Consider the following 12,305-nt stretch of genomic DNA (forward strand, 5'->3'; position numbering starts at 1 on the left):
GCTCGCCCACCCACTCACCCTGCATGATCACAACACTGGCGTCGACCACCACACCAGAACCCGGACCCGCAAGATTTTCAGTGGTCTCCTAGACGTCGGCGACGGCCGAGGGGTCGGCGACGTGGGTGTCGGTGACGCCGAGCAGGCCGAGCAGCCGGGCGCGGGCCTGCTCGAAGCGCGGGTCGCGGCGGTCGTCGAACAGCTCGCGGGTCTCGATCTCCTCGTCGAGGCGGCCGTCGCGCAGCACGATCACCCGGTCGGCGAGTTCGAGGGCCTCGTCGACGTCGTGCGTCACCAGCAGCACGGCCGGGCGGTGCCGCTCGTGGAGCTGGCGGACCAGATCGTGCATGTGGATGCGGGTCAGCGCGTCGAGGGCGCCGAACGGCTCGTCGAGCAGCAGCAGCTCGGGTTCGCGGACCAGCGCCCGGGCGAGTGCGACGCGCTGCGCCTCGCCGCCGGACAGCGTCAGCGGCCAGGCCTGGGCGTGATCGGCGAGACCGACCTCGGCCAGCGCCCGGGACGCCTCGTCGCGGCGGCGGGAGCGCGGCAGGCCGACCGCGACGTTCTGCCACACCCGGCGCCAGGGCAGCAGCCGCGGCTCCTGGAACACCACCGAGCGCAGCGCCGGCACCTCGACGCTGCCCTCGGCGACCGGGTCGAGACCGGCCAGGGTGCGCAGCAACGTCGTCTTGCCGCCGCCGCTGCGGCCGACCAGGGCCACGAACTCCGAGTCGGCGATGGACAGGTCGAGCCGGTCGAGCACGACGTGCGAGCCGAACGCGCGACGCAGGCCGCGCACCGTGACGGCGTTCACCCGCGTCACCTCCCGCGCCAGGCCAGCAGGCGCCGCTCGGCGAGGCGCACGATCACGTCGGTGATCAGGCCGAGGGCGGCGTACACGACGACGACGACCATCAGGATCTTCGTCTGGAACAGCGACTGCGCGTTGTAGATAAGCAGGCCCAGGCCCTTCTGGGCGTTGATCTGCTCGGCGACGACGAGCGCGAGCCAGCTCAGGCCGAGCGAGTAACGCACGCCGGTGAGGATGCTCGGTGTCGCCCCGGGCAGGACGACGGTCGCGATCAGGCGCAGCCGGTTCAGGCCGAACTGGCGGCCCATCTCCAGCAGACGCGGGTCGACCGTGCGCACGCCCGACATCGTGTTGATGTACATCGGCAGCGCCGTGCCGATCGTGATGATGAGGATCTTCGGGGTCTCGTCGACGCCGAACCAGAGGATGAACAGCGGCAGGATCACCAGGAACGGGATCGTCCGCAGCATCTGCAGGGTGGCGTCGATGGCCTCCTCGACCGGCCGCCACAGGCCGACCGCCACGCCCAGGGCGAGGCCCACGGCGATGCCGATCGCCGCGCCCGTCAACGCCCGGCGCACCGACACCCACAGGTTCGACGGGAGCTGGCCGTTGTTCCACAGGGTGACGAACTCGTGGGCGACGTCCCACGGCGCGGGCAGGACCTCCGTCGACCACCAGCTCGACGAGCTGCCGACCTGCCACAGCGCGACGAGCAGGATCGGGACGATCGCCCGGCGGACCAGGCTGGGAACCCACCGCCGCCGACGCCGGTCCGCGCCGCCGGCGCTGAAGGTCACCCGCCGCCCGCGTGCCGCCGCGGGCGAACCCGCGGCGGCACGCGTGACAACAGCGGTGGGCGTGGCCTCAGTAGTGGGCGTGGCCTCAGCGGCCGGCGTGGCCGGCGTGGCCGGCGTGGCAGCGGGCGGGCTTCCGGGTGATGCGCCCTCGGGCTGCGTCACGGTCGCCACGGCACGCGGGTCTCCCATCGTCCGCTCACTTGACGGTCGTGACGGCGAAGTTCGCCGGGAACTTGGCCTTGTAGGAGGCGATGGCGGCGGCGATCGCCGGGTTCAGCTTCGTGTTGTAGCTGCCGGCGACGTCGACCTTGCCGGGCAGCAGGCCGGCGGCCTGGAAGGTGTCGGCGATGGCCTGCTGGTCGGTCAGTGCCTTCGGGTCGACGGGGCCCACGGCCGAGTTCGCGCTGTTCTCCGAGGCCTTGAAGTTGGCGGTGACGGACTCCAGCGGCTGGTTGGTGTTCGTAGCCGTGATCTTGTCCCACTCGGCGGGGTGCGCCCGGGTCCAGGCGAACGACGCCTCGATCCGACCGATGTAGTCGGCGATCGCCGCGGACTTCGCCGGGTCGTCGAGGTCGGAGGTGTAAGCGTTGTAGGCGCCGACGAGGCCGCCGAGGCTGCCCTTGAGGATCGGACCGCCGTCGGCCAGGATCGGGTTGCCCTTGGCGACCGCGACCTGCACCGTCTTGCCGAACCCGGCCAGCGCGTCGACGCTGCCGCCGAGCAGTGCGCTCAGGCCGTCGGCCGGCGTGAGCGGCACCGGCTGGATGTCCTTGAAGGTCAGTCCGGCGCTGGCGAGCTGCTTGAGCAGGAAGTACTGCGTGGTGGTGTTCTTGGTGTACGCGACCTTCTTGCCCCGCAGGTCGGCGATCGAGGTGATGCCCTTCTTCGCGACCGTCCACTGCAGCGACGTCGGCAGCCGCAGCGTCGCGACGGACACGAAGTTCGGCTTGGTACCCCCCGCGGCGATCAGCACGTTCGCGACGCCACTGCCGCGGGCGAGGTCCGCGCTGCCCTGGTTGACCGCCCCGGTCTGCGCGCCGCCGTCGGGGTAGGTCTGGAACCGCACCTTGTACGGGGTGTCGAGCAGGCCGGCCGCCTTGAGCAGCGCCTCGTCGCCGCCGATGGCCGCCGGGTAGGTCGCCACCCGCAGCGTCACCCCGGACAGGTCGGGGCCGCTCGACGCGCTGGCCGCGGCCGGGCTGGCCGCCGCGCTCGACCCGCCACCCGAATCCGAGCCGCAGGCCGCGAGGGTCACCGCCAGGCCGGCCGCGACGGCGACCGCAACGGCGCCGCGCACGCGGCCGCCGATCCTGCGCTGGACTGATCCCCGCTGATACATCGAAAACTCCTACATGATCCACTCCCGGCGTCCCCGGGTCCGGGTGAAGGTTTCATGCCATGACGTACTTGTCAACCGAAAGGGTAGAGATGGCCCACAAAGGGCGGCGCAGGTTACAGTCCAGGCAAAACGGCGAGACGGGCGCGGGTTCCAGCAGCTGATGGCAAGCTGAGCGTCATGCCCTGATCCACTGACGAGGCTTCGTCGGCGCGGGCCCGTCGCCTCCGAACACGTACCGACGACGATCGAGGGCATCTGGTGGAACTGGGAATCAACACGCTCGGCGGCGTCTCCACAGACCGGCGCACCGGGCAGACGCCGACCGAGCATGAGCGGCTGGCGTCGATCGTCACCCAAGGCGTGCTCGCCGAGCGGCTCGGCTTCGAGGCGTTCTCCGTCGGGGAGCACCACGGCGACCCGCACTTCGTGACGAGCGCACCGCCGGTCATCCTCGCCGCCATCGCCGCACAGACCGAGCGGCTGCGGCTGATGACCGGGGTGACGCTGCTTCCCCTGCTCGACCCGGTCCGCGTCGCCGAGGACTACGCCACCCTCGACGTCCTCTCGGGGGGGCGTGTTGAGATCGTCGCCGGGAAGGGCAACTTCGCGAACGCCTCCCGGCTGCTCATCGGCCAGGACGACCCGGACCGCGGGACGTTGCTGCGCGAGCACCTCGACCTGCTCCTGGAGATCCTGCGCACCGGGCACATCCCGGCGTGGCCCGCCACCTCCCGCCCGGCGTTGAGCGACGCGCACGTCACCCCGCGGCCGGTGCAGCCGCAGCTTCCGGTCTGGCTCGGGGCGACCCGCAACGTGGACTCCGTCGAGCTCGCCGCCGGCAAGGGCCTGCCCGTCCTGGTCGCCGGGTTCCGCGCCGGCACCTACGCCGACTTCGCCGACCACTACCGCGAGGCGTTCGCCGCCGCCGGCCACGACCCGAGCCGGGCCCGGGTCGCCTCGCTGTCCACCGTTGTCGTCGACCACGACGAGGCACGCGTGCGCCGCGAGTACCGCGCCTACTGGGAGCAGACGGTCAACGCCGCCGCGCAGCGCAACCAGGGCCTGCGCCAGGACAACCGTGCCCAGCGCCTGCTCGACCAGGGCTTCGACGAGCTGACCGGCCCGACCGGCCAGATCCTCGTCGGCACCCCCGAGTACGTCGCCGAGCGGCTGATCGGGATGCACCAGGACCTCCGCCACGACCTGCACTTCCTCCAGATCGACAACGGCCTGGGGGCCGCGGGCACCGAAGAGATCATGCACCTGATCGCGGAGGAAGTGGCTCCCCTCGTCCGCAAGGAGACCGCGCTCAGCGCGGCATAGGAGATACCGATGACCGACGACGACCGACCGCTCGACCACCGACCGCTGCGGTTCGGCACCTTCCTGTTCCCCCGCACCGTGGCCGGTCGCGCGCTGCTCGACCATGCCGCGCAGGCCGAGGAGCTGGGCTACGACCTGATCGCCGTGCCCGACCATCCCTACAACCCCGACTACGTCGACCAGGTCGCGCTGCTGTCGGCGGTGGTCGGCCGCACGTCGTCGATCCGGGTGCTCACCGACGTCGTCAACCTCGCCCTGCGCCCGCCGGCGGTGTTGGCCAAGACGGCGTGGACGATCGACCGCCTCGCCCCCGGCCGGCTCGACCTCGGCCTCGGCACCGGCGGGCTGTGGGACCAGATCGCCGCGATCGGCGGCCCGCGGTGGAAGCCACGCGAGGCCCGGGAGCGGCTCGCCGAGGCGATCGACGTCATCCGGCTGCTGTGGTCCGGCGACGCCGACGTCACCTACGCCGGCCAGTACTACCAGCTCGACCATCCGCAGCCGCTGCTCCCGCCGCAGGAGCCGATCCAGCTCTGGATCGGCAGCGGCGGCCCGCTGATGCGCCGGCTGACCGCCGGGGTGGGCGCCGGCTGGATCCCCAACGGCAACCGCCTCGACCTGGACACCGTCCGCGCCGACGCGGCGCACTTCGACACCGAGCTCGCCGCCGCCGGCCGGTCGCGCACCGCGGTTCCGCGCCTGTACAACGCCTTCTTCGGCCACAAGCTCCAGGACCGCTCGGAGGGCTTCCTCGTCGGCCCGGCCAGCCAGTGGGTCGACGAGCTCACCGCCCTCGCCCTCGAACTGGACTTCGACACGTTCGTCCTCGGCGACCGCGAGACCCCCGTCGAACACCTCCAGATCTTCGCCGACCAGGTCATCCCCCAGGTCCGCGCCCAGGTAGCCGCCGCCCGCCCCTGACCGCCCCGCTTCCCTGCTCATCCGGCGGGATCTATCGGACGCGAAACCCTCCGGACCGGCAAGGACCGCCGCCATGGCCGTCCGGCCGAGCCGAGGCGGCAGTCCTGGAGACGCGGCGCTCCATTCACTCAGTGCGACAAAGGATCAACGTGTTGACCTGGGCGGTTACACCACCGCAGGGCCGCTGCAAACGGCTGTGCAGGGGAACGGCGCCACGTGGTTGCTCTGTAGGGACAAATCGGACGCCGAACCATACAGAAGAACCAGGCGGCCGCTCTCCCACGCATCCGCCGCGCGCCGTCGCCCGCGCAGCGCCCATCGCGACGTCACGCAGGGTGAAACCGGGCCTGGGAGCGGAATTCCGAGGCGCTGCACCAGCCAGATCCGTGATCATCCCTGCCGGGATCGCGACAGTGGGAAAGGCGCTGGACCGGCAGGGAAGCCCAAGCCGGCGCCGGGCCGGCGGGAGGGCGGGGCGGGTGGGTCAGTCGCGGCCGAAGGCCTCCCGCCGGATCACCTGGAGCAGGGTCGGGGCGCCCTCGCTGGTCGTGATCTCGATCGTCCGACCGGCGAACCGGTCCTCGGTCGCCTGCGCCAGCAGGCAGTGCGCGAGGTCCGCGCGGCTGGTGAACACGCCGTCCAGCGGGCCGTCGCTGACCTCGTAGGGCGAGACGTGGTCGGCGTCGAACAGGCCGGACGATCGGATGACCGTCCAGTCCAGGCCGCTGTCGCGCACGATCTGCTCCATGGCCCGCATGTCCGCGTAGGTGCTCCGGCCGATCGTGCGGGCGAGCAGCGGCTGCATGACCCGGTTGAGCAGGAACCCGCCCTCGCTGTGCGGGTGAGGTTCGACCGCGGTGGAGCTGACCACGGCCAGCCGCTTCACGCCGAACCGGATCATCGCGTTCGTGATGGTGGTGGCGGCGGTGCTGTAGACCGTGATCGGCGCCCGCGCGAACGGCACGCCGACGGTGCTCAGCACCGCGTCGACTCCGTCGACGGCCCGCGCGGTGGCGGGCTCGTCGGCGACGTCGGCCCTGACGACGGTGAGCCGCTCGCCGATCAGCGGGAACTCCGCCGGTCGTCGCGTGACCGCGACGATCTCATGGTCTGCCTCGAGGGCCTGCCGCACCACCAGCCGCCCGGTGGGCCCGTTCGCCCCGAAAACCGCGATCCTCATACCTGCCTGGCCTTTCGCCTGGGAATCGTTCGTGTGGCGGCGCGGCCTGGTTCGTCCGCGCCACCGCGCTCTGCGAATACGTCGAGTCCCAGCCGTCCGATGTGACAGACCCGCGGATGCGCCGGCGACCGCCTGATCAGATGGAAGTCGCCGGACCGACGTGAACGGTGCCGGTGCCGGTGCCGGTGCCGCTGTCGGTGGTGGCGGCGGCGAGTCGTTCTGCCAGTGAGCTGAGCAGATCGCGAAGCTCGTCGGGTTCCTCGACGACGAACGGGAAATTCAGTCCCGCCAGCACGGCGGGTACCCAACCCGCCGGGCGGACAAGGCCGGTGCGTGGAGCGCGGTGGGGCGTCAGGCTGTCGGGTCGGTCGGGTCGGTCGGGTCGGTGACGAGGATGACGGCGAGGGTGCGGGGGCCGTGGACGCCCTCGACGCGGTCGAACTCGATGTCGCTGGTGGCCGACGGGCCGCTGATGAGGGTGATCGGGCGGGTCGGGTCCAGGCGGGCGAGCAGCTCGGGGACGCCGTGGACGACCTGGTCGGCTCGGACGACGCAGACGTGGACGTCGGGCACCAGGGTGATCGCGCGCCGGCCCTGGTCGGGGGAGCCGTCGAGGGCGATCGTCCCGGTCAGCGCACAGGCCGCCGCGCAGCCGGTGACCACCGCCGCGAACCCGTCAAGCTCGACGGCGGTGAAGCCGCCGTCGACGACGCCGTCCGGGCACCAGCCCGCCGGCAGCCCGGGTGGGACGAGCACCGCCCCGCCTCCCCGCCCCGCGGAATCGGGCGGATATTCCGCGGAGCGGGGTGAGTGTTCCGCGGAACCGGGGGGATTATCGGCGGACGGGGGTGGGTGTTCCGCGGAACCGCGTGGGTGTTCGGCGGAGGCGGCGGCCAGGGCTGCGCGGATCGCCGCCGGCTCGTCGCCGGGGGCCGCGTCGACAACGGACGCGCGGTAGTCGACGAGCCGGCGGCGCAGCAGATCGAGCAGCGGCGGGCTGCCGGGCGCCGGTCCGCCGCCTCGGTGGTATTCGCGGGGGATGTCACCATCGTCGTCCGCACCTGGTCCACGCACTCCACCGCCGAGGCCGACGCCCGCGTTGGCGTTCGCGGCCCGGATGCGGGCCAGCACCTCCTCGCGCGCGTTCACGCGGAACCCGCCGGCCCCGCGGAACCCGCCGGCCCCGCCGAACCCGCCGGCCCCGCCGGCCCCGCCGAACCGCGCGGTTCCGCGGAACCCGCCGGCCCCGCGAAACCGCCCGGTGGCGGGGGATTCGCTTGACCTGCCGGATGCGCGGGGCCGCCGCGGGTGCGGGACCACCACTGGCGGAAGGTCTCCTCGGGGGGCCGGGGGGCGTCGCGGCTGGACGTCCATGCCGACAGCGGTGGGGGCAGCGACGACAGCCGGCCGGTGGCGCGGCCGGCCAGCCGGCCGAGGCGGGAGGCGGTCTCGGCGGCGGCGAAGCGGGTGGGGGAGGACATCACCCAGGCGGCGGCGGCCATCGTGAGCGCCTCCGCGGTCGGCAGCGGGCGGTCGCGGGCGGCGTCGACGTGGGCGGTGCGCAGGCGGACGAGCAGCGACGGGATGTCGATGCGCACCGGGCAGACGTCGTAGCAGGCGCCGCACAGGCTGGAGGCGTAGGGCAGCGAGGCGTTGTCGTCGCTGCCGGAATGGATCCCGGTGAGCTGCGGGGACAGCACGGCGCCGATGGGGCCGGGGTAGACCGAGCCGTAGGCGTGGCCGCCGGTGCGTTCGTAGACGGGGCAGACGTTCAGGCAGGCCGAGCAGCGGATGCAGTGCAGCGCGTCGCGGCCGACGGCGTCGCCGAGGGCAGCGGTGCGGCCGTTGTCGAGCAGGACCAGGTGGAACGCCTGCGGCCCGTCGCCGGGGGTGACGCCGGTCCAGGTCGACGTGTACGGGTTCATCCGCTCCCCGGTCGACGAGCGGGGCAGCAGCTGCAGGAACACCTCCAGGTCCCGCCAGCTCGGCACGACCTTCTCGATGCCCATCACCGTGATCAGCGTCTCCGGCAACGTCAGGCACATCCGGCCGTTGCCCTCGGACTCGACCACGACGAGCGAGCCGGTCTCGGCGACGCCGAAGTTCGCCCCCGACACGGCGACCCGCGCCCGCAGGAACGTGCGGCGCAGGTGGGCACGGGCGGCCATCGCCAGGCGGCGCGGTTCGGCGGTGAGCGACGGGTCGACGCCGGGCATCTCGCGCAGGAACAGCTCGCGGATCTCGGCGCGGTTGCGGTGGATCGCCGGGACCAGGATGTGGCTGGGCACGTCGTCGCCGAGCTGGATGATCAGCTCGGCGAGGTCGGTCTCGTGCGCGGTGATGCCGGCGTCGGCGAGCGCGGCGTTCAGGCCGATCTCCTGGGTGGCCATCGACTTGACCTTGACCAGCTCGGTCGCGCCGGTGGCCTGGACGAGGCCGGTGACGATCGCGTTCGCCTCGTGGGCGTCGCGGGCCCAGTGCACCGTCCCGCCGCGGGCGGTCACCTCGGCCTCCAACCGGACGAGGTGGTCGTCGAGGCGGGCCATCGTCGCCCGTTTGATCGCCTCGCCGGCGAGGCGGAGCTGCTCCCAGTCGTCGAGTTCGCCGACCGCCGCGGCCCGTTTGGTGCGGATGACCCCGGTGGCGTGGCCGAGGTTGCGGCGTAGCTGGCTGTCGGCGAGAGCGTCGCGCGCGGCGGCGGGGAAGGGCCGGCCGCCGCGTAGCTGCCCCACGCCGGGCGGCGCGGGAATCCCGAGGAACGCCGCCGTCACCGGGCTCCCGCCTGACCGCCGCACGTCGGACCGCCGGCCCCATGGGGACCCGTACGGTGTGGCTCGCTCATCGGAGGGTCGCCTGGGTGCTGGCGAGGATCTCGGCGAGGTGCACCGTGCGGGTGGCGGCCCGCAGCCGGGTCAGGCCGCCGCCGATGTGCATCAGGCAGGACGCGTCGCCGGCGGTCGCCACCTCCGCGCCGGTGCCGAGGACGTGGCGCATCTTGTCGGCGAGCATCGCCGTCGACGTCGGCGCGTTCTTCACCGCGAAGGTGCCACCAAACCCGCAGCAGGTCTCGGCCTCCGGCAGCTCCAGCAGCGTCATCCCGGCGACCTGGCGCAGCAGCCGCAGCGGCCGGTCACCCACCCGCAGCACCCGCAGCGAGTGGCAGGTCGGATGGTAGGTGACCCGGTGCGGGTAGTAGGCGCCGACGTCCTCCACCCCGAGCACGTCGACGAGCAGCTCGGACAGCTCGTACGTGCGGGCCGCGACCGCCTCGGCGCGACGGGCGAGCGCATCGTCGCCGGCGTCGCGGGCGAGTGCGGCGTGCTGGTGGCGCACCGAACCCGCGCACGATCCGGACGGGGTGACGATCACGTCGGCGGCGACGTCGGCGTCGTCGAACACGTCGACGTGGTGGCGGACCAGCTCGACCGCCTCGCGGGCGTAGCCGGTGTTGGTGTGCATCTGCCCGCAGCAGGTCTGCCCGGCGGGGAAGACGACCTCGTGACCGAGGCGTTCGAGCAGCTCGGTGGTGGCCTGCCCGACCCGCGGGTACAGCGCGTCGACCAGGCAGGTCACGAACAGCGCGATCCTCATCCGCCCCCGCCCCCGCCCCCGCCCGCTCGACGCCGAGCCCCGGCGTCCAGACCGCCTGCGCCGCACCCTCGCCGCCGGATCCGCGCCACGGGCTCGAAACTATCCCGGCCGGACCGCGGACGTCCCCCCATCGCGCAACGCCGCCGCGGCGTCGTCACGCCGGTGGGTGCCGGCTGCCGTGCCGGTGGGCCCCGCTGCCGCGATCCGGGTGCTCGATGGTGCCTTATTGCTCATGGACGGTTCCGCGCCGGAGTCGGGACATACCCTGGCCCAGTGACGATGAGGGGCGCCGACCGAGGAGAAGAACGTCGATGAGGATCGCCGAGGACATCACGCGGCTGGTCGGGAACACGCCGCTGGTGCGGCTGCGCCGGGTCACCGACGGGGTCGGGGCCCAGGTCGTCGCCAAGCTGGAGTCGTTCAACCCGGCGCACAGCGTGAAGGACCGGCTGGGGCTGGCGCTCATCGACGCCGCCGAGCAGGCCGGCGCGATCGGCCCGGACACCATCATCGTGGAGCCCACCAGCGGCAACACCGGCATCGCGTTGGCCATGGTGTGCGCGGCCCGCGGCTACAAGTGCGTGCTGACGATGCCCGAGACGATGAGCGTTGAGCGGCGGATGCTGCTGCGCGCCTACGGCGCCGACCTGGTGCTCACCCCCGGCCCCGAGGGGATGGCCGGAGCCATCGCCAAGGCCGAGGAGCTCGCCAAGAGCGACTCCCGCTACTTCATGCCCCAGCAGTTCGAGAACCCGGCCAACCCGGCGATCCACCGGGCCACGACCGCCGAGGAGATCTGGCGCGACACCGACGGGCAGATCGACATCCTCGTCGCCGGCGTCGGGACCGGCGGGACGATCACCGGGGTGGCCGAGGTCATCAAGGCGCGCCGGCCGTCGGCGCGGTTCGTCGCGGTGGAGCCCGCCGCGTCGCCGGTGCTGTCCGGGGGCGTGAAGGGGCCGCACCCGATCCAGGGCATCGGCGCCGGCTTCGTGCCCGGCGTGCTCGACACCTCGCTCGTCGACGAGATCATCCAGGTCGAGGCCGACGACGCGATGGAGCTCGCCCGCCGCCTCGCCCGCGAGGAGGGCCTGCTGGTCGGCATCTCCGCCGGGGCTGCGGTGTCGGCCGCGCTGACGGTGGCGGGCCGCCCCGAGAACGCCGGCAAGCTGGTCGTCGTCGTGCTGCCCGACTTCGGCGAGCGCTACCTGTCGACGCCGCTGTTCGCCGGCCTGGGGGACTGAGCCGTGCTGGCGACGCTGCGCCGGGATCTGCGCACGGCACGGGATCGCGACCCCGCCGCCCGCTCCACCCTCGAAGTCGCGCTGTGCTATCCCGGGGTGCACGCCCTTTGGGGCCACCGACTGAACCACTGGCTGTGGACGCACCGGATGCCGCTGCTCAGCCGGGTCGGCGCCGAGCTGACCCGCACACTGACCGGCGTCGACATCCACCCCGCCGCCCGGATCGGCGAGGGCGTGTTCATCGACCACGCCACCGGCGTGGTCATCGGGGAGACCGCCGAGGTCGGCGCCGACGTGACGATCTACCACGGCGTGACGCTCGGCGGGACCAGCCTGGAGGCCACCAAGCGTCATCCGACGATCGGCGACCGGGTGGTGATCGGCGCCGGCGCGAAGGTGCTCGGCTCGTTCACCGTCGGCGCCGACAGCCGGATCGGCGCGAACGCCGTCGTCGTCCGCCCGGTCCCGCCCGGCTCGGTCGTCGTCGGCGTCCCCGGCCAGGTCATCAGCCCGAGCCGCCCGCAGCCCGCCCACGACGACCGGATGCCCGACCTGGTCGGCATCAGCCTGCAGTCGCTGCTCACCCGCGTCGACCGGCTGGAGGCGGCCCGTGCCGGCGCCACCGTCACGGCCGGCGCGGACGGTGCGGCCGGTGCCGCGTCCGGCGACGGTGCCGGGCAGCGGCCGCCGATCCGCCTGCCCCAGGCCGGCGTCTGGCAGGGCGAGGACTTCTCCATCTAGAAGATCACTGAAAATCTTGCGGGGTGCTGGTGGGGGTGGATGGCCGTGGTTTAAGGGGGTGCGGCGGTCAGGGTCCAGCCGTTGGTGCTGGTGTGGGTGAGTCCGAGGTTGATCAGCCGGCGGAGGTTGAGTGCGGCGGCGCGGTGGTGGAGCCAGGTGTCGTTGCGGGTCACGCCGCGGTAGGGCACGCGGCGGTTGCCGTGGGCTACCAGCCAGGCGATTCCGCGTTCTACCGGGGGACGCCAGCGGCGGTACTCGTCCTGCCATGCCGGGTTGGTGGCCTCGCGGCGGGCGGCGGCCAGCTGGGTGTGCTGGGGGTGGATGGTGAGGGTCCGTCCGGTGGTGGATGTGGTGC

The 12,305-nt window shown here is 72.9% G+C and carries 13 protein-coding genes; 4 read left to right on the forward strand and 9 right to left on the reverse strand.

Annotation, left to right across the window (positions count from 1 at the left end):
* Window positions 1-88: 88 nt before the first annotated feature.
* The 3 genes from FF36_RS30340 to FF36_RS30350 are packed head-to-tail and all read right to left on the reverse strand — an operon-like array spanning window position 89 to window position 2,950.
* Window positions 89-814: an ABC transporter ATP-binding protein gene (locus tag FF36_RS30340; protein ID WP_044888645.1), complete on the reverse strand. Its 726-nt coding sequence runs from the start codon at window positions 812-814 to the stop codon at window positions 89-91.
* A gap of 5 nt (window positions 815-819) precedes the next feature.
* On the reverse strand, window positions 820-1,800 hold the full coding sequence (locus tag FF36_RS30345) for an ABC transporter permease (protein WP_052681646.1): 981 nt from the start codon (window positions 1,798-1,800) through the stop codon (window positions 820-822).
* Window positions 1,801-1,807: 7 nt separating this feature from the next.
* A complete protein-coding gene (locus FF36_RS30350; RefSeq protein ID WP_082122374.1) occupies window positions 1,808-2,950 on the reverse strand; it encodes an ABC transporter substrate-binding protein in 1,143 nt (380 codons plus the stop codon).
* A 258-nt stretch (window positions 2,951-3,208) separates the two neighbouring features.
* Here FF36_RS30350 and FF36_RS30355 point away from each other — a divergent pair, with 258 nt between their 5' ends.
* Both FF36_RS30355 and FF36_RS30360 read left to right on the forward strand, forming a co-directional pair.
* Window positions 3,209-4,273, forward strand: coding sequence for an LLM class flavin-dependent oxidoreductase (locus FF36_RS30355; protein WP_044888646.1), 1,065 nt, complete (start codon window positions 3,209-3,211; stop codon window positions 4,271-4,273).
* Between the two features lie 9 nt (window positions 4,274-4,282).
* Window positions 4,283-5,194 (forward strand): LLM class flavin-dependent oxidoreductase, encoded by a 912-nt coding sequence (locus tag FF36_RS30360; protein ID WP_044888647.1) that lies wholly within the window; start codon window positions 4,283-4,285, stop codon window positions 5,192-5,194.
* Window positions 5,195-5,678: 484 nt separating this feature from the next.
* Here FF36_RS30360 and FF36_RS30365 read toward each other — a convergent pair whose 3' ends face one another.
* The 5 genes from FF36_RS30365 to FF36_RS30380 form a co-directional block, all read right to left on the reverse strand.
* The gene (locus FF36_RS30365) at window positions 5,679-6,374 is read right to left on the reverse strand and encodes an NAD(P)-dependent oxidoreductase (protein WP_044888648.1); all 696 of its coding nucleotides are present in this window, start codon (window positions 6,372-6,374) and stop codon (window positions 5,679-5,681) included.
* A 136-nt stretch (window positions 6,375-6,510) separates the two neighbouring features.
* Window positions 6,511-6,669: a hypothetical protein gene (locus FF36_RS35750; RefSeq protein WP_157867025.1), complete on the reverse strand. Its 159-nt coding sequence runs from the start codon at window positions 6,667-6,669 to the stop codon at window positions 6,511-6,513.
* A 56-nt stretch (window positions 6,670-6,725) separates the two neighbouring features.
* Window positions 6,726-7,523, reverse strand: a complete 798-nt coding sequence (locus FF36_RS30370) for a LutC/YkgG family protein (RefSeq protein ID WP_044888656.1) — start codon at window positions 7,521-7,523, stop codon at window positions 6,726-6,728.
* Complete coding sequence (locus FF36_RS30375) at window positions 7,520-9,145, reverse strand: lactate utilization protein B (RefSeq protein ID WP_044888649.1); 1,626 nt, start codon at window positions 9,143-9,145, stop codon at window positions 7,520-7,522. The genes FF36_RS30370 and FF36_RS30375 overlap by 4 nt, the downstream gene beginning before the upstream one ends.
* Window positions 9,146-9,212: 67 nt before the next feature.
* Window positions 9,213-9,965, reverse strand: coding sequence for a (Fe-S)-binding protein (locus tag FF36_RS30380; RefSeq protein ID WP_044888650.1), 753 nt, complete (start codon window positions 9,963-9,965; stop codon window positions 9,213-9,215).
* Between the two features lie 311 nt (window positions 9,966-10,276).
* On the opposite strand from FF36_RS30380, the gene cysK reads away from it, so the two are divergent.
* Together cysK and cysE are read left to right on the forward strand one after the other, a co-directional pair.
* Window positions 10,277-11,209, forward strand: a complete 933-nt coding sequence (gene cysK / locus FF36_RS30385) for a cysteine synthase A (RefSeq protein ID WP_044888651.1) — start codon at window positions 10,277-10,279, stop codon at window positions 11,207-11,209.
* 3 nt (window positions 11,210-11,212) lie between these two features.
* Window positions 11,213-11,950: a serine O-acetyltransferase gene (cysE, locus tag FF36_RS30390; RefSeq protein WP_044888652.1), complete on the forward strand. Its 738-nt coding sequence runs from the start codon at window positions 11,213-11,215 to the stop codon at window positions 11,948-11,950.
* 50 nt (window positions 11,951-12,000) lie between these two features.
* On the opposite strand, the gene FF36_RS30395 is transcribed toward cysE, so the two are convergent.
* The coding region (locus FF36_RS30395) for a transposase (protein ID WP_044888653.1) at window positions 12,001-12,305 on the reverse strand (305 nt) is incomplete at its 5' end.

Origin of the sequence: Frankia torreyi (assembly GCF_000948395.1) — a bacterium.
Lineage (GTDB): Bacteria > Actinomycetota > Actinomycetes > Frankiales > Frankiaceae > Frankia > Frankia torreyi.

Bases quoted from the DNA above. Each gene is read 5' to 3' on its own strand.
- FF36_RS30360 (WP_044888647.1), top strand. From the start codon at position 4,283: ATGACCGACGACGACCGACCGCTCGACCACCGACCGCTGCGGTTCGGC.
- cysK (WP_044888651.1), top strand. From the start codon at position 10,277: ATGAGGATCGCCGAGGACATCACGCGGCTGGTCGGGAACACGCCGCTG.
- FF36_RS30350 (WP_082122374.1), bottom strand. From the start codon at position 2,950: ATGTATCAGCGGGGATCAGTCCAGCGCAGGATCGGCGGCCGCGTGCGC.
- FF36_RS30365 (WP_044888648.1), bottom strand. From the start codon at position 6,374: ATGAGGATCGCGGTTTTCGGGGCGAACGGGCCCACCGGGCGGCTGGTG.
- FF36_RS30380 (WP_044888650.1), bottom strand. From the start codon at position 9,965: ATGAGGATCGCGCTGTTCGTGACCTGCCTGGTCGACGCGCTGTACCCG.
- FF36_RS30345 (WP_052681646.1), bottom strand. From the start codon at position 1,800: ATGGGAGACCCGCGTGCCGTGGCGACCGTGACGCAGCCCGAGGGCGCA.